Genomic DNA, 21381 nt, shown 5'->3' with positions numbered 1-21381 from the left:
GCAACGGCATGCACCGAAAGGCCGTCACATTCGCATTGCAGAATTCAGGCGGTTGATCATGGTCAAGGCGTGCTGCTTCTTGTCGAGATTGTAGGTATCGGTCTCAGATATAGCGTCCAGCGCCTCATGCCAAGTGTCCGACAGCGTTTTGGCCCGTTCGAGATCGCCCGCCAGTGCTGCCTGGCTTGCCGCGTCCGACAACAGGTCCAGCGCCCGGCGGTTGAAGATATCGAACTGGATCGCCTGGTCGCGGCCGGCCACGGCTTCGGCGAGGCGGAACGCGCCGCCGACATCGCTCTTTCTTCCCGCGACCAGGGCGTCGAGCGTCGAGGCGATCTCCAGCCCGCCATACTGCGTCAGCAGGATGGCGCTGCGGGCACTGCCCCCTGCCCGCTCGACCAGTGCCGCGCGCGCAGCCGGATCGTCGGGCGGCGGTGGCTCGGTCGTTTCCAGCACCGCCATCAGTTCGTCGGCGTCGAGCGGGGTCAATCGCACCACCTGGCAGCGCGACCGGATCGTCGGCAGCAGGCTGCCCGGCGCATGGACGATCAGGATGAACAGGGTCCGTGCCGGCGGCTCTTCAAGGTTTTTCAGCAAGGCATTGGCGGCATTGGCGTTCATGTCATCGGCCGGGTCGACGATGACGACCCGGTAGCTGCCGTCATGCGAGGTCAGCGACAGGAAGCGGTTGACCTTGCGGATTTCATCAACGGTGACGACGGTCTTGAAGCTCTTGGTCTTATCGTTCGGCGGTCGGGTCAGATGCAGCACGCCGGGATGCGCCCCGGTGGCGATCTGGCGAAACAGCGACGAGGCCGGATCGGGAGTGGCAAGGCCTTCCGGCGCCTGCGCGAAATCCGGGTGCTTCAGGAGGTGATGCGCAAGATGGAAGGCGAGCGTCGCTTTGCCGATGCCGACCGGCCCGGAGAAGATCAGCGCATGCGGCAGCTTTCCCGCGCGATAGGCAGCGGTGAGCATATCAGCGGCTTGGCTGTGCCCGACCAGGCGTCGCGTTTCGGATGGCTCCGGCACGCCGTCCAGCGTGTCGTGCTGCTCGGGCGCGATGCGCTCAAAAATCATGCCGGTGTCGCCTGCCTGTCGCGCGCCGGCGTTCTTGCCTCCAGCGCCGCGAACACGGCCGCAGTAACGACATTTTCGACCGCATCGGGATCGGCGGCAGCGTCGACCACGATACAGCGTTCCGGCTCGGCCGCCGCGATCGCCAGGAACGCTTCACGGCGAGCCTGGTGGATCGCCAGCGTCTCCTTTTCAAAACGGTCGGCGTCTGCCTCGGTGCCGCGCCGCAGCGTTGCGCGCCTCAGGCCTTCCGCTGGGTCGATGTCGAAGATCAGCGTCATGTCCGGCATCATGCCGTTGATGGCGACCTGTTCCAGCGCATCCATGAACGCCGGATCAATGCCGCCGGTGACGCCCTGATAAACGCGTGAGGAATCGAGGAAGCGGTCGCAAAGCACGACGGAGCCACGCTCGACCGCCGGCCGGATCAACTGCTCGACATGATCGGACCGCGCGGCGGCGAAAAGCAGCGCTTCCATCTTCGGCCCGAACGGTTCGGCGGCGCCTGAAAGCAATACGTGCCTGACCGCTTCGGCGCCCGGCGAGCCGCCGGGTTCGCGCGTAAGCAGCACATCGTATTTCTTGGCGCGCATCTTCCTGGCCAACCGCTCGATCTGCGTCGACTTGCCTGCTCCCTCGCCGCCTTCGAAGGTGATGAAAAAACCGCGTGCCAACCGAAAGGCCTTCTTGTCCATGGCTGAATGGGATTGTAGCGCTCTAGATAGTCCGCGTTCGGCCAAACGTCCATGCCGTCAATTTTTTGCCCTTATGCATGTCGTTCCCCAAAACCATCGCTGGTTTTGAGCGACATGCGTTAGCGCAGCCAGCCGATCGCAAGTTCCTTGACTGCATCGAGAGCGCGCTGCGGCAGTGTGCCGACGCCGATCGATTCGGCGGCGAAAAGCGGTGTCTCCTGGCTCAGCGTGTCGCCGATCCAGACGCGCAGCGCGCCCACTGGCTGCCCCTCCTCTACGGGTGCTGCAACCGGGCCGTTGTAGACGATCCTGGCGGTCAGCTTGTCGCGGTTGGTGATCGGCAGGAAGATGTCGATCGGGCCCTTGGCCTTCAGCGTCACGCCGGATTTCGCACCACCAAAAACCTCGGCCTCGCCAACCACCTCGTCCTTGGCGAAAATCTCGGTCTTCTCGAAGGAGCGGACGCCCCAGTCGAGCAGCTTTCGCGCCTCCTCGGCACGCTCCTTGTCCGAGGCCAGCCCGCTCATCGCTGCGATCACCCGTGTGCCGTTGTGACTGACCGTACCGACGATGCCGAAACCGGCTGCCTCGCTCGCACCGACCGCCAGGCCGTCTGCGCCGATGTCCATCGCCAGCAGCGGATTGCGGTTCCTCTGCGAGATCTTGTTCCAGGTGAAATCCTTCTCGCTGTAATAGCGATAGAAATCCGGATAATCGCGCCACAGGTGCAGGGCAAGCTGCGCCAGCTCGCGCACGGTCGTCTGCTGGCCATCCGCCGGCAGGCCGGTCGAATTGACGAAAGTCGACGTCTTGAGGCCGATCTGGCGGGCACGCTCGGTCATCTGCGCGGCAAAATTGTCCTCGGATCCCGACATGCCTTCGGCGATGACGATGCAGCCGTCATTGGCCGCCTGCACGGTCACGCCCTGAATCAGGTCCTCGAGCCGGATCGACGACTTGAGCTTGGCGAACATCGTCGATGTTCCCGAAGGGGCGCCACCCTTGCGCCAGGCGTTTTCGCTGACCACGAACGTATCGTCGAGCTTCAGGCGGCCGGACTTGATGGCGTTGAAAACCACTTCCATGGTCATCAGCTTGGCCATCGAGGCCGGCGGTATCGGCTTGTCGGCATCCTTGGAAAACAGCACCGTCCCGGTCTCGGCGTCGATCATGAAGGCCTGTGCGGCCTTGGTCTCGAACAGCTGCGCTCCGGCCGGAGCCTGGAAAAACAGCAGCAAGCCAAAAACCAGAAGTCCGGCGAGAGGCGGGAGCAAGCGAAATTGCATGATGTTCGACCCATTGGCCAGCACCGCCGGCAAGCCCGCAAAAAGTATCGGGCTTTTTGCACGGCGGATCAACCGCGCTGCGGAAATCCGACCAAGCTTGCGCTCAGTTGCGCACAACCAGCGCATCGGGCGCGCCATGCGACCACGCTGCTTGCAGCAAATCATCCAGATTGCGGTGGCCATCGGGATAGAGATTGACCGAATACCAATCCTCGCCATCGAGTTCCGAGCGCTGGATCTCGATCTTGCCGTATGCGGCAAGCTGAGCGGCAATACGCTTGGCCTCCGCCGCATCTTCGAACGAACCGGCAGCGACATAATCGGTGGACGGACCGGCCGGTGGCGGCTGCCGCTTCCACGATTGGAGCACGTCCGCCGGCGACATGCCGTCGCCACCCATCGCGGCGAAGGCATTTGAGGCGCGTTCGACCCGCTCGTCGGCATAGGACAGCGAGGCCACGGCAAACGGTGATTGCGGCGGCAGATTGATCTGCGGGCGCTCCGGCACGATCGGGCCGAAATCCGGAAGCGCCAGATCGCCATAGGCCGAGGACTGTGTCGACATGACCGGCTGGACAACGCCGGAATCGGTCATCTGGCCCGGAAACGGCACGGCGGCGGCGCCCGCAGGCAGGCTTGGCGACGGCCCGTTCATGGCGACCATGACGCCGGTCGGCAGTCCATCCGACGGGTCTGGCGCCCTGTTGCCGGGATGGTAGGAAGCCATTAGATACTGGTCGTCATCGCCGTCGAGCGGCGCGCGGCCGACATATTCAACCTTCACCTGAGCGGTGCCGGTGTTGGCATAGTCAAGCATCTGGGCAGCGCGCTCCGACACATCGATGATGCGGCCTTCGTGATATGGGCCGCGATCGTTGACGCGAACGATGACCGAACTGCCGGTCTTGAGATTGGTGACGCGGGCATAGCTTGGCAGCGGCATGGTCGGGTGCGCCGCCGTCAGATGGGTCATGTCGTAGACTTCGCCATTGGCGGTAAGCCGGCCATGGAAGGCATCGCCATACCAGGAGGCCAGGCCGACCTTGGCGTAGCGCTTGTCTTCCTTCGGGTAATACCACTTGCCGCGGACCTGATAGGGTTTGCCAAGCTGATCCCTGCCGCCGCCACGCTGGATGCGCCCATTCCGGGAGATCACACGCGGGCTTGCCTTCACGCCATATTCGGATTCGGCGAAATATTCCTTGGAGCGGGTCTTCTTGTGGACCATCGCTTTCGGCTCAGGCTGCGACGCACAGGCAGCCAGCAAGGCGGCCGACATGGCAAACAACGCGACCGTAGCAGCGCGACGAAGGCGCGGTTGCGCAACAGCCTGCATTTTCCCGATATCCCCTTCGTCTTGACCTAAGACGCCGTATCCAACTGTCGGAGAAGTCGAAACACTCACCCGACACATACCAACGACCCTTTGAACCCCGATCCTTTGTGCGCAGGAATTGCTTATCACGGTATTAACCGATTGTGGCCGCAACCGGGCAAGATTGTGGCGTCTCCACCGTGAGAGCCCTCTGAAAAGTAACGGTTTTCGTGCTTCTATGCGAGAGATGTGATGCCCTCTGCCACAGAGAGCCTGGCTTCGCTCCTGCCATGCCAATGCCTGCCGGTTGACGGTTTTGCCGGGCCGCGGACCGACCGTTCGGAACAAAGAAATGCGCCGCTAGTTTCATCCGCAGGGCACTCCAACAGAAGGACGAGCATGATGAAAATGGCTTCGATAATCGCGATCGCAATGTCGCTTACTGCCGGGGCTGCGATCGCCGCATGCCCGGACAAGTCGGCTTCCAACGCAGGGACGGATGCCGAACAGACCGCCGGTATTTCGAAAGATGGAACTCACGCGCCTTTAGAGACCCCGAAAGCCTCCGACAGCGCGGGCAAGCCAGCCGCCAAGGATGGCGCCACAATGCCATTGGCGGGCGCTGAAGGCGGCGGCGACAAGAATCTTGCAACCTCGCAGCAGGACATTGAGGCGCAGCAGCATGGTGATAAGGCCGCGGCGGCAAAGGCGGACGAAAACTGCAAAGACTGAGGAAAACGCAGGCCGGAGCCGATTTGCAGCTTCGGCCTTCCTCAGGCGCAATGGTCCCTTGGAAAACTGGATTTTGAGGAAATACCGCAGCTATCCCAAGAAGCGGGGGGTGGGTATTCCCCCGCCTTGCCCCCAGTTCCAACGATGGTTCTGGTCGATAGTAGGTCCGCGCACTTGCTTGGGCTCCTGCGCGGAAGCACTGCAGCGCGTCAGGCTTCTCGTTTGCGCAAACCTGTACATCGCCAGTCGGCGGCCTCCTTCTTGATGCCCCATTGGGATCGCGAGAGTCCCGGTGCCCGATTCCGACAAGCTCAGAGCCTGCCAGGACACCAGGAAGCGACACAGCGGTGGTTGACGCAGCCCTCAATGCCGCTTTACAGGAACGGGGCGTGAATCAGCCGGGAGCGCCTTCGGCGCCGATCCGGTGCCAACAGGCCAAACGAGTTGGCCCCGCGCTACCAAGTGGTTGAAAAATCACGATGGAGGAATGGCCGAGCGGTTTAAGGCACCGGTCTTGAAAACCGGCGTGGGTGCAAGCTCACCGTGGGTTCGAATCCCACTTCCTCCGCCATAATCTTTGCTATCTTGCTGTAATGAGATCGTTTTTCGGGTTTTCTTTATTTGGCGCCCAACTCAGTGCCTGACGTCCATGAACGATGAAGCCTGCCACCGTGAGGCAGAGTCATTTTGGATGGTCGCTGATTCTTATTGCAGCCTTTTTAGGAACCCCTAATATCGCGGCATTGAAATCGGCATTCTGGGGAGGAAGTTTCATGCCTAAGGTTTCGGATCTCTTTTTTAAGACCGCTATCGTGTGGCTTATCCTGGGGATAGGCGCCGGATTGCAGATGGCAATCTCGGGCGATCATGGTGCCTTTCCGGCGCATGCACATATCAATCTTCTCGGATGGGTTACAAGTGCAATTTTCGGCGGCTACTACGCCCTCAACCCGGCAAAGGCGGCCCGGAAAATCGCGATGATCCATTATGGCCTGTATACAGTCGGATTGGTGGTGATGCTGCCAGCGCTCTATCTGATGCTGCAAGGCAACCCGGCGTTTGAACCGATCGTCGCTGGCGGCTCATTGATCGTAGCTGCGGCCGTCCTGATATTTGCCTTCGTGGTTTTCTCAGCTGGTAGTGTGCGTTCGGTGTCTGGGTTATCGCCCGCTGCACTCTAGATTCGCAGAGAAGCCCGCAACCGTGAGGTAGCGGGCCAAACGCCGCCTTCCGAAGCACCGCGTCTTCCAATGCTTCTTCCGGCAGGACCGATCAGAGCAGCGCGTCAATGTCCTCAGTCTGGGGGTCGCCGTATCTGCCGTGCGAACTCTTTCAAGAACTCGGCCTTAGGGCGGTGTTCCTCCATGGTGGTGCAACGATAGGCGCACACGGCGTTCAGGCGTAGCGTTCGGCGTCAGAAGCCTCATTGCGGTCATTGATCGCCTGTTCGAGGCCGACAGCGCTTCGCCGTGCGCGCTCCTCCTTAATAAGCCTCTTCAGCGTCCGCAGATCGGCCTTGCGAAGTGCAACGGTAGACTGCTTGCCGAGATCGGGCGCCACCTTGGTTGCCGATTACGACGCTGCGGCAGGAGCCGAACGCATTTCGGCCTCACTATCCCCCTCACCATAGAACTCTTCTAAGAACGAAAACAGTGCCCACACCCTGCTTGAGTTGCAGGAGTAGTAAACCCGCTGGCTGTCACGCCGAGTCTGAACCAAACGTAGCCTCCGCAACGTGCGAAGATGCATTGAGAGCAAGGGCTGCGGAATTTGCAGATGTTCGGCGAGCGCATTAACCGAGACCTCCGCCCCGGTGCGCAATTGGAGCAGGATCAACAGCCGATGCGGACTGCCTACCACCGTGAGAAAATCAGCTGCCTCGTCGGCACGGATCAGCAAATTTGTCGAGACCATCCCTGTCCCTTAGCGGTGATCAACTCTTTCGTGTAGCCGGTTGCAGTACCTCTCAGATCGGGAGGCAAACAGTCAAGCCCATGATAATGGCCCGCCCACTGAGAAAGCAGAGAGCGGGCCGACCAAGTCTGTACGTCCATGGCCACAGCGCCTCCACGGAAGGGACGCTGATGGCATTCCAACTTGCTCCATCATTTTCGGTTCCGGGATAAACAAAATGCCCGCCACCTTTCGGCAGCGGGCAGAGTTGTGGTGTCGCCAAGTACAGCCCAGCGATACCAGAAATATAGCCTAGTTCCTTGGCAGCAGCGCGGTGCGCGCTGCTGCCAAGGACTAGTCACTGACAGTTGATGAGATGGGCGACGCCGTCACCGACGACAGTCGCTCACGCTTCGTGAAAACGGGCTTCTCATAGGTCTTCTTCATCGATCTTCCCCCTTTGCCAAATCTTTCGGTCTGTCAGCCTCTGCCTTGGAGTCGGCTGCGTGTCAATCGGGCAGCCCTCATGCCCCTTCACTGGTAAGCGGTCTCGGCCGCACAACGGTCAAATCAAATTTGGTTGGAAGGTCGGGCCCCGCCTTGTTGATGGCGGTGGTGGTCATCCGATGGACGGACGGGATGATTACCATCCGGACGTTTCGTTCAGGCCAGAGCGGCGCCCCGAAAATCAGGAAAGTAACTGCTACCAGGACGATGACCAGCCCCGCTGCAAATGCGTTCGCAATGATCTCACCAAGCTGCATGCGCTCTCCGTGAATGATTACCCGCCACGCCAAGCGAGCCGTGGCGGGTAATCAAAACCGGCGATGAAGGGACGATGATCGACGGCCACGTTCCAAATGTCGAAAAGGCTGTGTTGTTTCAGGGGTCGGACCTTTGCGCCTCGGGATCGGGCTTTAGTCGGACCCGGCCGAGCCTTTCGCGTAGCGTCATTGGCAGAGGGTGGTGTAGCGGCGCAAACGTGTAGGCCCGTCACTGATCAGCAATGACGGGCCCTGCCTCGAGACCACTTGGCCTGGGGGTGTAAGCCAAGCTACCAACCGAACTTCATTTTCAGAGCCAGGTTCCCCTGGTCTGCAAAAATCGGAGTTTCAGGGGTACGCCCCCACTCCGAGCCGTCGCGTTCGGCGACATTGCTCGCACGTTCCGCGCGTCGGCGCCCTCACGCAAAAGGCAGAGCCTTTAACCTTTGGAAAGAGAGATGTGTTTCTTCTCGACGGAGCAGGCGGCGAGCCAGCAGCAGAGGCGAATCGATGGATATCTTCGGCATCAAGGCACTGTTGATCTGCGCGCTGATCTTCATTCCGTTCGAACATCTGTTTGCCGAGCGGCCGCAGAAGGTCTTCCGCAAGGGTTTCGCTGTCGATCTGATCTATCTGCTGTTCAACGGCCTCATCATAAAGCTGGCCATCGTCATGATGGCGGCAGGCGCGCTCGGTGCCGCTGCACTCCTGGTCCCGCAAGCGATAACGCAGGCCGTCAGCGGCCAGCCCGTCTGGCTGCAGGTTGCCGAAATTATCGTGATCACCGATATCGGCGTCTACTGGACACATCGGGCCTTCCACAAAATCCCCGCGCTTTGGAAGTTCCATGCCGTTCACCATGGCATTGAGGAACTCGACTGGCTCGGGGCTTTCCACAATCACCCGGTCGACGCCATTGTCACAAAGGCAATATCCCTGACGCCGATCTTTTTCCTTGGCTTCTCCGAAGCCTCGATGGCCATCTTTTTTATCATCTACCTTGGGCACACACTGCTTGTTCATTCAAACGTGCGGATTCGGTTCGGCCCTTTGAAGTGGCTGATCGCCGGCCCGCAGTTCCATCGCTGGCACCATGCCAACCAGCGCGAAGCCTATGACAAGAACTTCGCCGGCCAGTTGCCTTTCCTCGACATGCTGTTCGGCACCTATAATGTCACCGGTGACAAGGTGCCGGAGAAGTACGGCGTCGACGACCCGATCCCTTCCACCTATTTCGGTCAGTTCGGCTATCCGCTCCGCCGCAGGAAGCTGCCGGACCGGGCAGCGCCGAACACCGAAGCCTGACGGCTGGTTCGACGGGGCGGTATCCACACCGGTGCCCTTTCGAGCCTTGGAACGGCGAACCACCGGAAGGCTTTTCGCCTCGAATCGGCTAAACCGTCGAGGCATGAACGAGACCTCACTCTATGCGCCGGTGAAGCGGTTCCTCGAAAGCCTCGACTTCGTCGTCAAAGGCGAGATCGGCGGCTGCGACATCGTCGCGCTGCGCGAGGGGGAGCCGCCGGTTGTCGTCATCTGCGAGCTGAAACTGCAGTTCAATCTCGAACTGGTGCTGCAGGGCGTCGATCGCGCAGCCGCCTGCGACGAGGTGTGGCTTGCCGCGCGCATGTCGGCCCGCGGCAAGGGACGCGAAAGCGATGCCAGGTTCCGCAATCTCTGCCGCCGGCTTGGTTTCGGTCTGCTCGGTGTGACCGGGACGGACCGGGTCGAGGTGCTTCTCAGCCCGATCGCGCCGGCGCCGCGCAAGAATGCCCGCCGGCGCTCTCGCCTGGTCGACGAGCACCAGCGCCGTCGTGGCGATCCCGTTGCCGGAGGAGGATCGCGCAATCCGATCATGACGGCCTATCGCCAAAGCGCCCTCGCCTGCGCTGCCGCCATGGTGGATGGCCCGAGGCGGCCGCGAGATCTGAAGGCGGTGACGCCGATCGCGCCCAAGATACTGCAGCACAATGTCTATGGCTGGTTCGCGCGCGTCGACCGCGGCCTGTACGATCTTACGGATGCCGGCCGTGCCTCTTTGGTCCGTTGGCCGCAGGCATCGCACGACGAATCCCGACACGCAATTTTGAACGCACCGGCCATATGATTGAAGATTCCCGCGGCGCCCGAGGCGGTCCGCTCGGTTGATTTCTCCGACAAAATATGTTGCTTGTCCCGCCCATGAAGAAGCTCTGCATGACCGCCCTGGCGTCAGTGACACTGAGTTTTCCAGCCAGCGCGATGGACAACGCATTGCGCGCCGGCCTGATGAAACTCGATCCCCAAACCCGTCTTGAACAGCGTTGCGACGCCGAAGTGCTCGACCGCATCACCCATGACGATCGCAAGTTCAAAGCCGATCGCGTCGTAGCCTACGCCTTTGCGACGCCCGAGATGGGGGCCGATGCAATCAAGAGCCCGGGTGCTGCGTTTCGCAGCAAGGGGCAGTGGTACAGGCTGAAGTTCAAATGCCAGACCGCACCGGACCATATGGAAGTCTTGCAGCTCCGCTACCGGATCGGCGACGAGATTCCGGAAGCCGACTGGGCAAAATATAATCTCTACGATTGATTTGTGATCGACATGGTTTTGCCTGGCTGTCGGCGATTGCCGCGAGCCTTGGAGCCGGCTTGACGTAGCGATGCTTGGATGCCGGCGCCACGCGTGATCCCTTGACGCCAAGGGACCACCAAGTTAGGGCCTCTGGATAATCGACGAACACTCGGCAAAATCAGCAAGGGCTCCGGTCGATGGACATTTTTTTCAGCGCTGCCAGCCTGACCGCCCTGCTCCAGGTCATCGCCATCGACCTTGTGCTGGCCGGCGACAATGCGATCGTCATCGGCCTTGCCGCTGCCGGCCTGCCGGCTGACCAACGCAAGAAGGCGATCCTCATCGGCGTGATTGCGGCAACGGTGCTGCGCATCGGTTTTGCCGCCGTTACCGTCAAGCTGCTGGCGATCGTCGGCCTCCTGCTGGCCGGCGGCATCCTGCTGCTGTGGGTCTGCTGGAAAATGTACCGCGAGCTGCGCACGTCACATGCCGATGAGCTGGAAGCGACCGAGGCGCTGTCGAATTCGGACCTCAACAGTGACCAGGCGGTCGCCGGCAAGACGAAGCGCAAGACCCTTGGCCAGGCCGCCTTGCAGATTGTCATCGCCGATGTGTCGATGTCGCTCGACAACGTGCTGGCGGTGGCTGGAGCGGCGCGTGATCATTTTCCGGTGCTGGTCATCGGCCTTGTGCTGTCGATCGCGCTGATGGGGCTGGCCGCGACTTTCATTGCCAAGCTGCTGCATCGCCACCGCTGGATCGCCTATGTCGGCCTGCTGATCATACTCTATGTCGCGCTGGACATGGTCTATCGTGGCGCGGTGGAAGTCTGGCCACATGTAAACAACGTGGTCGGCTGAGGCTGGCGGACATCCGCGTCTTCGCTCCGTGGAAGCAAGATCGCCGTGCGTTTTGCCGCATCGGGGGCCTGCCCATACCAATGCCGCAATAAGTGTGGTACTGCGCCGGCAATCCTGAAAAGCCCGGAAACCCTCTATGTCCGCTCCTCGCGTGAGTTTTGTCAGTCTTGGATGCCCGAAGGCCCTTGTGGATTCGGAGCGCATCATCACGCGCCTGCGCGCCGAAGGTTACGAAATCGCGCGCAAGCATGACGGTGCCGACCTCGTCGTCGTCAACACCTGCGGCTTTCTTGATTCCGCCCGCGACGAGTCGCTCAACGCCATCGGCTCCGCGCTTTCGGAAAACGGCCGAGTGATCGTCACCGGTTGCCTGGGCGCCGAACCGGACGTCATTCGTGAAAAGCACCCCAACGTGCTGGCGATCACCGGGCCGCAGGCCTATGAGAGCGTGATGGCCGCCGTGCATGAGGCGGCACCGCCTTCGCACGACCCCTATATCGACCTGCTGCCGCCGCAGGGCGTCAAGCTAACGCCGCGCCACTACGCCTATCTCAAGATTTCCGAAGGCTGCAACAACCGCTGCACCTTCTGCATCATTCCCGCACTGCGTGGCGACCTCGTCTCGCGGCCGGCCGCCGATGTGCTGCGCGAAGCCGAGAAACTGGCCAAGGCCGGCGTCAAGGAACTCCTGGTCATCTCGCAGGACACCAGCGCCTACGGCATCGACATTAAGTACCAGACCAGCATGTTCGGCGACCGCGAAGTCCGCGCGAAATTCCTCGATCTTTCGGAGGAACTGGGCAAGCTCGGGATCTGGGTGCGCATGCACTATGTCTACCCCTACCCGCATGTCGCCGACGTCATCCCGCTGATGGCCGACGGCAAGATCCTCCCGTATCTGGATATCCCCTTCCAGCATGCGTCGCCGCAGGTGTTGAAGAACATGCGCCGGCCCGCGCATGGCGAAAAGACGCTCGAGCGCATTCGCGGCTGGCGCGAGGTCTGCCCGGATCTCGCCATCCGCTCGACCTTCATCGTCGGCTTCCCCGGCGAGACGGATGATGATTTCGAGATGCTGCTCGACTGGCTCGATGAAGCCAAGATCGATCGCGCCGGCTGCTTCAAATACGAGCCGGTCCGGGGCGCCCGCTCCAACGATCTCGGTCTCGAACAGGTCCCGCAGGAAATCAAGGAGGCACGCTGGCACCGCTTCATGCAGCGCCAGCAGAGGATTTCGGCGACGCAGCTCGCCAGGAAGGTCGGCAAGCGCCTGCCGGTGCTGATCGATGAGGCGCATGGCACGTCGGCAAAGGGCCGCACCAAATACGACGCGCCCGAGATCGATGGCTCGGTGCACATCCAGTCGCGCCGCCCGCTACGCCAAGGCGATATCGTCACCGTCAAGATCGACCGTGCCGATGCCTATGACCTCTATGGTTCGGCGGTCTGACGGGCCGTATTTACTACATCTGGCGATAATTCAGCCTCTTAACCCGCGCAGGCGCGATCCGCTCTATGGTTTGCTGACCGTAGATGCGGGAAATGCGGATGAACACCAGACCTGCGGAACAAAATCATATCGCGACGCTGGACCTGCTCAGGCTGGCGGCAGCACTTGCGGTCGTGTTCTTCCATTATTTCTTTCGCGGCACTGCCGCCGAAGGCTACCTCGCGCAGGGTTATCCGCTTGCGGCACCGTTCGCTCTCTACGGCTATCTCGGCGTCAATCTGTTCTTCCTGATCAGCGGTTTCGTCATTGCCTGGTCGGCGGAAAACCGCAGCTGGGACCAATTTGCGATCGCGCGGTTCGTTCGCCTCTATCCGGGCTTCCTGCTCTGCATGACGATCACCTTCGCGACTGTCTTCCTTGTCGGGTCGCCGCTGCTTTCGGCCTCTTTCGTTCAGTATGCCGCCAATCTGTCGATGTTCGCGCCGGCGTTCGGCCAGCCCTTTATGGACGGCGTCTACTGGTCGATCGTTCTTGAGCTCGTGTTCTACGGCTGGGTGACGCTGGCGCTGCTCACCGGGCTGTTTCAGAGACGCAAGCTGGAATTGATCTTCGTGTGGCTGGCGATCTCGGCACTGAACGAATTCTTCGTCGGCAGCGGCGCCGCCAGGCTGCTGTTCATCACCGAGTTCGGACCGTTCTTCGCCGCCGGCGCGCTGGTCCACCACCTGCATGCTCATGGCCGTTCACTGCCTGCAATGCTGCTGCTTGCCGCCGCGTTCCTGATCTCCTGCGGAACGCTATCGGTGACGCAGCACTGGATGCTTGGCCACTACGGTATTGCCGTTGCCTCGGCCAATCTTGTCGTCGCCAACGTCGTCATGCATGGCGCGCTGATCGGTGCAGTGCTGCTGCGTAATCGTCTGCGACCGTCGGCGCTCACCCTGGCGCTGGGCGGGCTGACGTATCCGCTCTATTTGCTGCACCAGGAGATCGGCTATCTCGCCATCGACGCCGCGGCACCCCTGGTCGGCAAATGGTTTGCCGCCTTTGGCTGCGTCGCGCTCATGCTCTTCGTTTCGTGGGCGATCTGGCGCAGTTGCGAACGACCCGCGCAGCGGCTGCTCAGGGTTTGGCTCGGCCGCGCGGTCGATGCCGGCCTGGCACGGTTTCGTCGCGTCCCTACCGGGGCTCAGCCTGCCGAATGAAAAAGGGCGCCTCGCGGCGCCCTCCCCATTCGATCTCTTGCGCTGCTTACTGCGGCAGCTTGTCGTCGACACCCTTCACATAAAAATTCATGCCGAGCAGCGTGCCGTCATCGGCGACTTCGCCATCCTTCAGCCATGGCGTGCCGTCCTGCTTGGCGATCGGTCCGGTGAAGGGGTTCCAGCCGCCGGCGATCTTCTTTTCGGTGGCTTCGGCCATCGCCTTCACGTCGTCGGGCATGTTGGTGTAGGGGGCGAGCTTGACTGCGCCGTCCTTGATGCCGAGCCAGACATTGTCCGGCTTCCAGGTGCCGTCGAGGGCTGCCTGGACCCGGCTGATGTAGTACGGACCCCATTCGTCGGTAAGTGAGGTCAGCTGCGCGTTCGGGGCGAACTTGATCATGTCGGAGGATTGGCCGAAGCCGTGCAGCTTGCGCTCCTCGGCCACCTGCAGGGCAGCGGTCGAATCGGTGTGCTGGACGATGATATCGGCGCCCTGGTCGAACAGCGCCTTGGCGGCGTCGGCTTCCTTGCCCGGATCGAACCAGGAATTCACCCAGACGATCTTGGCCTTGAAGTTCGGGTTGATCGACTGGGCGCCGAGCATGAAGGAGTTGATGCCCATCACCACTTCGGGAATCGGGAAGGAAACGATGTAGCCGGCAACGCCAGCCTTCGATTCCTTGGCGGCGATCTGGCCGAGGACATAGCGGCCCTCATAGAAACGCGCATTGTAGATGCCGAGGTTGTCAGCGGTCTTGTAACCGGTGGCGTGCTCGAACATCACCTTCGGGAATTTCTTGGCGACCTTCACTTCCGGGTCCATGAAGCCGAAGGAGGTGCCGAAGATGATCTTGCAGCCTTCGCGTGCCAGGCGCTCGAAAGCGCGGTCGGCGTCGGGGCCTTCGGAGACGTTTTCGAGATAGGCGGTCTCGACCTTGTCGCCGAGCGCCTTCTCCACCTCGAGACGGCCCTGGTCGTGCTGGTAGGAGTAGCCGAAGTCGCCGATCGGGCCGGTGTAGACCCAGCAGGCCTTCAGCTTGTCCGCGGCCTCGGCCGTCGCTGCCAGCGACATGGCGGCGGTCGTGGTCATCAGGGCAATAAGCAGTTTTTTCATTGTGTTACCTCTCTGAGTTAAGCCTTGGAGCTTCCCGTTTTTTTTGTTGTCAACGATCCGGAACGAATGGCTGCCCCAAGGAAGCCGGCGTGTTCATCATCGTCAGACGCTTGTTGCGCGAGATTAGAACGAGAACCACGACGGTTGCCAGATAGGGCAGCGAAGAAAGGAACTGTGAGGGCACCGGAATGCCAAAAGCCTGTGCATGAAGCTGGCCGATCCACACTGCGCCGAAGATGTAGGCGCCGGCCAGCACCCGCCAAGGCCGCCAGGAGGCGAACACCACCAGCGCCAGCGCGATCCAGCCGCGGCCGGCACTCATGTTCTCGACCCATTGCGGTGTGTAGACCAATGAGAGATGGCCGCCGGCAAGACCGGCACAGGCGCCGCCGAAGATGACCGCGAGGTAGCGATAGCGGATGACCTTGATGCCAAGCGCATGCGCCGAGGTGTGGCTGTCGCCGATCGAGCGCAGCGTGAGCCCGGTCCGGGTCTTGAACAGGAACCACATGACGGCTGCGGTCAGGGCAATCGAGATGTAGAAGATCGGATCCTGCCCGAACAGCAGCCTGCCGGCCACAGGGATTTCCGTCAGGCCGGGAATGTAGAGGTTGGGCAGCCTTTCGCCGGGCTGGCCGACGAAGCTGGTGCCCATCATGCCGGACAGGCCAAGGCCGAGCAGCGTCAAGGACAGGCCGGTCGCCACCTGGTTGGTGGCCAGCGACAGCGTCATGACGGCAAACAGCAGCGAAAACACCGCGCCCATGGCGATGGCCGCCAGAAGGCCGATCCAGGGCGATCCGGTGAGATAGGTTGCGCCGAAGCCGCCGACGGCGCCCATGATCATCATGCCTTCGACGCCGAGATTGAGCACGCCGGAGCGCTCGACCACCAGCTCGCCGATTGCCGCGATCAGCAGCGGCGTTGCCGCGGTGGCGATGGTCAGAAGGATGTTTACGGTGATGTCCATCAACGGGCTTCCTTCAGCTTCGGTGCGGCTTCGAGTTTCCCCACGCCTTCCGGTTTGGTCAGCGCCAGGCCGATCAGGCGAATGCGGTAGTGAATAAGCGTGTCGCAGCCGAGCACGAAGAACAGCAGCATGCCCTGAAACACCCGCGCCACCTTGTCGGAGATGCCGAGCGCGCTCTGCACCGCCTCACCGCCGAGATAGGTCAGCGCCAGAACCAGTCCGGCGGCGACGATGCCGAGCGGGTTGAGGCGGCCAAGGAACGCCACGATGATGGCGGTGAAGCCGTAGCCGGGCGAGATCACGGGCTGCAGCTGGCCGATGGCGCCGGAGACCTCCGAGATGCCGGCAAGCCCTGCCAAGGCACCGGAGAGCAGGAAGGCGAAGAACACCATGCGGTTGAGGCCGAAGCCGGCGAAGCGCCCTGCCCGCGGGCTCGAGCCCAGCACGCGCACCTCAAAACCTTTCAGCATGCGGCTCATCAGGATCCAGACCAGCACCGCGGCGACCAGCGCGAAGACAAAACCCCAGTTTGCCCGTCCGGCATCCGGCATAAGTTCCGGCAACACCGCCGAATCGTTGAACTGGATGGTCTGCGGAAAGCCATGGCCCTGCGGATCGCGCCAGGGGCCGCGCACCAGCCAGTCAAGGAAAAGCTGCGCGACATAGACCAGCATCAGGCTGGTCAGGATCTCATTGGTGCCGAAGCGCGTCTTGAGCAGAGCCGGGATCGCGGCATAGGCCGCACCGCCGACCATGCCGAGCAACAGCATCAGCGGCAGCACCAGCGGGCCTTCGAACTGCGGAAACAGCACCGGAACCATCGAGCCGACGATGCCGCCGAGGATGAACTGGCCTTCGGCGCCGATGTTCCAGATGTTGGCCTTGTAGCAGACCGACAGGCCGACGGCGATCAGGATCAGCGGCGCTGCCTTGATCGCCAGCTCATGCAACTGCCAGACCTGGCTGATCGGCTCGATGAAATAGATATTGAACGCGGTCAGCGGATTGACACCGAGCAGCGCGAACATGACGGCGCCGGCAATGATGGTCAGCGCGAACGCAATGAACGGCGACAGGGCCGAAAACAGCATGGAACGCTGCGGGCGTTTGACGAGTTCGAGGCGCATCATGCCGTCTCCAGCGTGTGTTCGGCGTGGCCTGGTTCGGCGCCGCCCATCAGCAAGCCGACCTTCTCGAAGGTCGCCTCGGCGACCGGCATCGGCTTCGACAGCTCGCCATTGTGCATGACCGCGATCGCATCCGATATCTCGAACAGCTCGTCGAGATCCTGGCTGATCACCAGCACCGCCGATCCGCTGCGCGACAACTCGATCAAGGCCTGGCGGATATGAGCGGCAGCGCCCGCGTCGACGCCCCAGGTCGGCTGGTTCACCACCATGACGCTTGGCCGGCGGTCGAGTTCGCGGCCGACGATGAATTTCTGCAGATTGCCGCCCGAAAGGGCCGCGGCCTCCGGATCCGGCGCACTCTTGCGCACATCCATTGCCTCGATGATGCGTTGGGACGCGGCTTGGATGGCGGCGCTCTTGACCATTCCGCCGGAACCGACGAACGCCTTGCCGTCGGTGGCATGGCGCGACAGCAGCAGGTTTTCGGAAAGCTTCATGCGCGGTGCGGCACCGTGGCCGAGGCGCTCTTCCGGCACGAAGGCAGCGCCCAGCAGTCGGCGTCCGGTGATGGTGAGGCCTCCCGCTTCCTTGCCGCGAATGCGCACCGAGACGGCATCCTGCTGCAGCACTTCGCCTGAAACGGATTCGAAGAACTCGCCCTGGCCGTTGCCGGCGACGCCTGCGATGCCGATCACCTCGCCGGCGCGGACGTTCAGGTTGATGCCCTTGAGCGGTATCGAGAACGGCGTTGCCGGTCTGCGGCTGAGGTTGCGGATTTCGAGCAGCGGCTGCGCCTTGTCGATGCCCTCGACCGGCGCGCGCACCACGGCCTGCACCTCGTTGCCGACCATCATGCGGGCCAGCGAAGAGGCAGTTTCCTCACGCGGATTGCAGTGGCCGACCACCTTGCCGTGGCGCAGCACCGTGGCGCGGTCGCAGATGCGTTTGACCTCTTCGAGCCGGTGCGAGATGTAGAGGATGGATTTGCCTTCCGAGCGCAGGCGCTCCAGCGTCTCGAACAGCTTGTCGGCTTCCTGCGGCGTCAGCACCGAGGTCGGTTCGTCCAGGATGATGAGCTGCGGGGTCTGCAGCAGGCAGCGGATGATCTCGATGCGCTGGCGTTCGCCCACCGACAGGTCGCCGACCAGCGATTCAGGATCGAGCGGCAGGCCATAGCTGAAGGAAAGCGCCCTCGCCTTCGCCGCGATGCTGCTGATCGGGGAGCCATCGTCCAGCGACAGCGCGATGTTTTCGGCCGCGGTCAGCGCCTCGAACAGCGAAAAATGCTGGAACACCATGCCGATGCCGAGTTTTTTCGCGACGCCCGGGCTGGAAATCCTGACCGCCTGGCCGTTCCAGAATATCTCTCCGGAATTGGGCTCCAGCGAGCCGAACAGCATCTTGACCAGTGTCGACTTGCCGGCGCCGTTTTCGCCGAGCAAGGCGTGGATTTCACCTCTGGCGATGTCGAGATCGATGTGATCGCACGCCGTCAGCGTGCCGAATATCTTGGTGAGGCCACGCACCTCAAGCAGGTTCGTGCCGTCCTGATTTGCACTCACAGTGCCTCCCATCTGGTTAGCCAGATATGTTCTGTGTTCCCGCAAGCATGGTAGGCGCGCCCGGCTCTCATCGGAAAGCGGTACGCGTCTTGAAAGAGCTTCAAGAATTTCAGCGGAAATTCAAGGGATAGCAAGGCAGAACGAACTAAGAGACTGTTTTGAAATTCGCTCTGGCGAGTCATATGGTGGTTTCGAGAACCGGAGCGCAGCGGACATTTGGGTCCGTGAGCTCGGTTCTACTGCGACGCAGTAGAACGAGGAAGCGCAGAAAACGCCATCAGATGGCCGCCAGAGTAGAGTTTCCAACCAGTCTCTACGGGATGAGAATGGTCGTCCCTGTGGTCCTGCGGCCTTCCAGGTCGGAATGCGCCTTGCCGGCGTCCTTGAGTGCGTAGCGCTGGTTGATCTTGATCTCGACCGCGCCGCTGAGCACGACTTCGAACAGGGCGGCAGCAGAAGCGTCGAGGTCCTCGCGTTTTGCGTTGTAGACGAACAGTGTCGGCCTTGTTGCGAACAGCGAGCCCTTCTGTGCCAGCAACGACATGCTGAACGGCGGTATGGGTCCCGATGACTGACCAAAACTGACGAACATGCCAAGCGGCCGCAGGCAGTCGAGCGAAGCCGGAAATGTGTCGTTGCCGACCGAATCGTAGACGACGTCGCATTTTTTGCCGCCAGTGATGGCGGCGACGCCGGCAACGAAATCCTGTTCCTTGTAGTTGATGACATGATCGAAACCATGCGCCCTGGCGAGCTCGATCTTGTCGGACGAGCTGGCGGTGCCGATGACGGTGGAGCCGAGGTGTTTTGCCCATTGGCCAAGGATCAGTCCGACGCCGCCTGCCGCGGCATGGAAGAGGATCGTGTCTCCGGACTTCACCTTGAACGTCCGGCGCAGCAGATATTCCGCGGTCATGCCCTTCAGCATCATCGCCGCGGCCTGTTCGTCGCTGATGCCATCCGGAACCTTGACGACGCGGCTGGCATCGATGACGCGCTGTTGCGCGTAAGCCCCCGTCGTCACGGCATAGGCGATGCGATCGCCCGGATTCAGCCAGTCGACGCCCTGGCCAACCTCCAGCACCACGCCGGCGGCTTCGCTGCCTGGGACTAGCGGGAACCCGCCGGGCGGCGGATAAAGGCCCGAACGGTGATAGACATCGATGAAATTGAGGCCGATCGCGGTGTGCCGGACCAGGATCTGCCCGGATCCCGGCCGGCCGGGGTCAGCGTCCTCATAGGTCAGAACTTCCGGGCCGCCATTGGCGTGAATGCGGATCGCTTTGGACATTGCTAGGCTTCCTGTGGGCTGGGCTCTCTGTGGGAGTGGCTGATCAGGCCTTTTTGGCACCGAGATTGGGAAAGAACTGCATGATGCCACCGATGCAGGCAAGGTAAAGCCCGGTGATGGTGATGCCGATCTTGGTGAAGGTGCTGACCTGCTCGCCCAGCACGCCGATCTGATCGTAGAAGGCAGCGAGTGCCGCCTGGGCCAGGGCAAGCGCGCCGAAAGCGCACCACAAGAGAGTCATCCCAAGGTTGATGCGCCGCAGCCGCACCACCCGCACCGGGTGGATGAAGTTGATCGGCACGAAAGTCAGGACGCCGGCCACCACCACAACCGCGAACGAAACCCATTGCCCGGGCTCGATGACGAACAGGGTGAACACCACCATGTTCCAGACCACGGGGAACCCCTTGAAGAAATTCTCCTTCGTTTTCATGCCGGTGTCGGCATAGTAGATGGCGCTGGAAACGACGATGATCGCCGCCGACAGGAATGACAGGCCCTCGCCCATGAAGCCGCGTTGATAGAGCGCGAAGGCCGGGATCAGCACGTAGGTGACGTAGTCGATGATGTTGTCGAGCAGTTCGCCCGACCATGTCGGCAGTATCTCCTTGACCTCGAGCTTCCGCGCGATCGGCCCATCGATGCCGTCGACGAACAGGGCCAGCCCGAGCCACCAGAACATCGCCGTCCAGCGCTCCTCGCTTGCCGCGACCAGCGACAGGAAGGCCAGGAACGACCCCGAGGCGGTCAAGAGGTGGACGGAGAACGCCCTCGCCTGTGGCCAGGTGACCTTCTTCTTCGGCCTGGGGATCCGGTCCGTGATCTTTTTGGCGGCTTTTCGGGCCGTTGTGTTCTTGCTCACGGGCCCCGCCAATCCAGCTTGCAGATTTCGGCCGAGCGGCCGGCGAAATTCCAGTTGCGGCCGAAAGCCCGCATCTTGCTCTTGTCGGACCTGGCCACGATGATCTCAGGCGCGATCCAGTATTCCGAATTGCTGATCACCGTGTCCTTGTCGCGGTCCTTGCCGGGGATGGGTGTCACCGCTCCGTCGATAATCCTGGGTATCTGGAAGATACGCGTCTTGTCACGCGTCTCATAGGTGATCGGCACCTGCTCGACGCCGAGGAATTTGCCGACCAGGATGGAGAGCAGCGATGTGGTTCCGCCTGCCTTGCCCGTGAAGATCTTTGTCAGCGCCTTGACCGCGTAGACAGAGGCGCGGCTGTCGATGAACAGGCCCGCGGTCCAGTTGCCGCGGCTCATGTAGCCGGGGATTTCCATGACCAGCCCGAGATTGAGATTGGACAGGTCGACGTCGCCGAAATGGCCTGCGTCGATGCGAAACCCGGCCCATGTCTGGCAATAGCCTTCGGTCGGCGGATGATTGCCGAGCGACAACACGCAAGGGCAAAAAACCGTGCAATTGCAGGAGAGTACGAGTTCTCCCTTCATCGCCCAGCTCTGGTCTGCCATCGATTTTCCCC

At 61.7% G+C, this 21381-nt stretch carries 22 protein-coding genes and 1 tRNA gene; 9 read left to right on the top strand and 14 right to left on the bottom strand.

Going from position 1 to position 21381, the window contains the following annotated elements:
• Positions 1 to 24: 24 nt before the first annotated feature.
• The 4 genes from LB558_RS26490 to LB558_RS26475 all read right to left on the bottom strand — a co-directional run bounded on the left by LB558_RS26490 (position 25) and on the right by LB558_RS26475 (position 4394).
• The gene (locus tag LB558_RS26490; RefSeq protein ID WP_224700253.1) at positions 25 to 1080 is read right to left on the bottom strand and encodes a DNA polymerase III subunit delta'; all 1056 of its coding nucleotides are present in this window, start codon (positions 1078 to 1080) and stop codon (positions 25 to 27) included.
• Entirely contained in the window at positions 1077 to 1751 is a 675-nt protein-coding gene (gene tmk, locus LB558_RS26485) for a dTMP kinase (RefSeq protein WP_224700252.1), read from the bottom strand. The genes LB558_RS26490 and tmk overlap by 4 nt, the downstream gene beginning before the upstream one ends.
• A 140-nt stretch (positions 1752 to 1891) precedes the next feature.
• Complete coding sequence (locus tag LB558_RS26480) at positions 1892 to 3058, bottom strand: D-alanyl-D-alanine carboxypeptidase family protein (protein WP_224700251.1); 1167 nt, start codon at positions 3056 to 3058, stop codon at positions 1892 to 1894.
• A 103-nt stretch (positions 3059 to 3161) separates the two neighbouring features.
• Positions 3162 to 4394, bottom strand: a complete 1233-nt coding sequence (locus LB558_RS26475) for a septal ring lytic transglycosylase RlpA family protein (RefSeq protein ID WP_224700250.1) — start codon at positions 4392 to 4394, stop codon at positions 3162 to 3164.
• A 378-nt stretch (positions 4395 to 4772) separates the two neighbouring features.
• Between LB558_RS26475 and LB558_RS26470 the strand changes: the two genes are divergently transcribed.
• The 3 genes from LB558_RS26470 to LB558_RS26460 all read left to right on the top strand — a co-directional run bounded on the left by LB558_RS26470 (position 4773) and on the right by LB558_RS26460 (position 6286).
• Entirely contained in the window at positions 4773 to 5105 is a 333-nt protein-coding gene (locus tag LB558_RS26470) for a hypothetical protein (protein WP_224700249.1), read from the top strand.
• A 481-nt stretch (positions 5106 to 5586) separates the two neighbouring features.
• Positions 5587 to 5676: transfer RNA gene (locus LB558_RS26465), tRNA-Ser, on the top strand.
• 202 nt (positions 5677 to 5878) lie between these two features.
• Positions 5879 to 6286, top strand: coding sequence for a hypothetical protein (locus tag LB558_RS26460; protein ID WP_224700296.1), 408 nt, complete (start codon positions 5879 to 5881; stop codon positions 6284 to 6286).
• Between the two features lie 214 nt (positions 6287 to 6500).
• On the opposite strand, the gene LB558_RS26455 is transcribed toward LB558_RS26460, so the two are convergent.
• The 3 genes from LB558_RS26455 to LB558_RS26445 form a co-directional block, all read right to left on the bottom strand.
• Complete coding sequence (locus LB558_RS26455; RefSeq protein WP_224700248.1) at positions 6501 to 6665, bottom strand: hypothetical protein; 165 nt, start codon at positions 6663 to 6665, stop codon at positions 6501 to 6503.
• 12 nt (positions 6666 to 6677) lie between these two features.
• Positions 6678 to 7019 (bottom strand): ArsR/SmtB family transcription factor, encoded by a 342-nt coding sequence (locus tag LB558_RS26450; RefSeq protein WP_224700247.1) that lies wholly within the window; start codon positions 7017 to 7019, stop codon positions 6678 to 6680.
• 503 nt (positions 7020 to 7522) lie between these two features.
• Positions 7523 to 7762 (bottom strand): hypothetical protein, encoded by a 240-nt coding sequence (locus LB558_RS26445; protein ID WP_224700246.1) that lies wholly within the window; start codon positions 7760 to 7762, stop codon positions 7523 to 7525.
• A 510-nt stretch (positions 7763 to 8272) separates the two neighbouring features.
• Between LB558_RS26445 and LB558_RS26440 the strand changes: the two genes are divergently transcribed.
• From LB558_RS26440 to LB558_RS26415, 6 genes are all read left to right on the top strand, one after another.
• Complete coding sequence (locus LB558_RS26440) at positions 8273 to 9067, top strand: sterol desaturase family protein (RefSeq protein WP_224700245.1); 795 nt, start codon at positions 8273 to 8275, stop codon at positions 9065 to 9067.
• A gap of 103 nt (positions 9068 to 9170) precedes the next feature.
• The gene (locus LB558_RS26435) at positions 9171 to 9869 is read left to right on the top strand and encodes a DUF2161 domain-containing phosphodiesterase (RefSeq protein WP_224700244.1); all 699 of its coding nucleotides are present in this window, start codon (positions 9171 to 9173) and stop codon (positions 9867 to 9869) included.
• A gap of 56 nt (positions 9870 to 9925) precedes the next feature.
• Positions 9926 to 10333, top strand: coding sequence for a DUF930 domain-containing protein (locus LB558_RS26430; RefSeq protein ID WP_032909322.1), 408 nt, complete (start codon positions 9926 to 9928; stop codon positions 10331 to 10333).
• Between the two features lie 179 nt (positions 10334 to 10512).
• Positions 10513 to 11175, top strand: coding sequence for a TerC family protein (locus LB558_RS26425; protein WP_127259296.1), 663 nt, complete (start codon positions 10513 to 10515; stop codon positions 11173 to 11175).
• A 136-nt stretch (positions 11176 to 11311) separates the two neighbouring features.
• On the top strand, positions 11312 to 12625 hold the full coding sequence (rimO, locus tag LB558_RS26420) for a 30S ribosomal protein S12 methylthiotransferase RimO (protein WP_224700243.1): 1314 nt from the start codon (positions 11312 to 11314) through the stop codon (positions 12623 to 12625).
• A 98-nt stretch (positions 12626 to 12723) separates the two neighbouring features.
• Positions 12724 to 13830: an acyltransferase family protein gene (locus tag LB558_RS26415; RefSeq protein WP_224700242.1), complete on the top strand. Its 1107-nt coding sequence runs from the start codon at positions 12724 to 12726 to the stop codon at positions 13828 to 13830.
• 46 nt (positions 13831 to 13876) lie between these two features.
• On the opposite strand, the gene LB558_RS26410 is transcribed toward LB558_RS26415, so the two are convergent.
• The 7 genes from LB558_RS26410 to LB558_RS26380 all read right to left on the bottom strand — a co-directional run bounded on the left by LB558_RS26410 (position 13877) and on the right by LB558_RS26380 (position 21370).
• The gene (locus LB558_RS26410; protein WP_224700241.1) at positions 13877 to 14944 is read right to left on the bottom strand and encodes a BMP family ABC transporter substrate-binding protein; all 1068 of its coding nucleotides are present in this window, start codon (positions 14942 to 14944) and stop codon (positions 13877 to 13879) included.
• A gap of 49 nt (positions 14945 to 14993) precedes the next feature.
• Complete coding sequence (locus LB558_RS26405) at positions 14994 to 15914, bottom strand: ABC transporter permease (RefSeq protein WP_224700240.1); 921 nt, start codon at positions 15912 to 15914, stop codon at positions 14994 to 14996.
• Complete coding sequence (locus LB558_RS26400; RefSeq protein ID WP_224700239.1) at positions 15914 to 17044, bottom strand: ABC transporter permease; 1131 nt, start codon at positions 17042 to 17044, stop codon at positions 15914 to 15916. The genes LB558_RS26405 and LB558_RS26400 overlap by 1 nt, the downstream gene beginning before the upstream one ends.
• Positions 17041 to 18618, bottom strand: a complete 1578-nt coding sequence (locus tag LB558_RS26395; protein ID WP_224700238.1) for an ABC transporter ATP-binding protein — start codon at positions 18616 to 18618, stop codon at positions 17041 to 17043. Before LB558_RS26395 ends, LB558_RS26400 begins: the two co-directional genes overlap by 4 nt.
• A 301-nt stretch (positions 18619 to 18919) precedes the next feature.
• Entirely contained in the window at positions 18920 to 19897 is a 978-nt protein-coding gene (locus LB558_RS26390) for a quinone oxidoreductase family protein (RefSeq protein ID WP_224700237.1), read from the bottom strand.
• Positions 19898 to 19940: 43 nt separating this feature from the next.
• The gene (gene pcsA, locus LB558_RS26385; protein ID WP_023811884.1) at positions 19941 to 20759 is read right to left on the bottom strand and encodes a phosphatidylcholine synthase; all 819 of its coding nucleotides are present in this window, start codon (positions 20757 to 20759) and stop codon (positions 19941 to 19943) included.
• On the bottom strand, positions 20756 to 21370 hold the full coding sequence (locus LB558_RS26380) for a DUF1326 domain-containing protein (protein ID WP_224700236.1): 615 nt from the start codon (positions 21368 to 21370) through the stop codon (positions 20756 to 20758). Before LB558_RS26380 ends, pcsA begins: the two co-directional genes overlap by 4 nt.
• Between the last annotated feature and the right edge of the window lie 11 nt (positions 21371 to 21381).

The organism is Mesorhizobium sp. CO1-1-8 (assembly GCF_020164875.1).
Classification (GTDB): domain Bacteria; phylum Pseudomonadota; class Alphaproteobacteria; order Rhizobiales; family Rhizobiaceae; genus Mesorhizobium.
The sequence above is the reverse complement of the archived record's forward strand: the minus strand, read 5'-3'. Positions and strand labels throughout refer to the sequence as shown.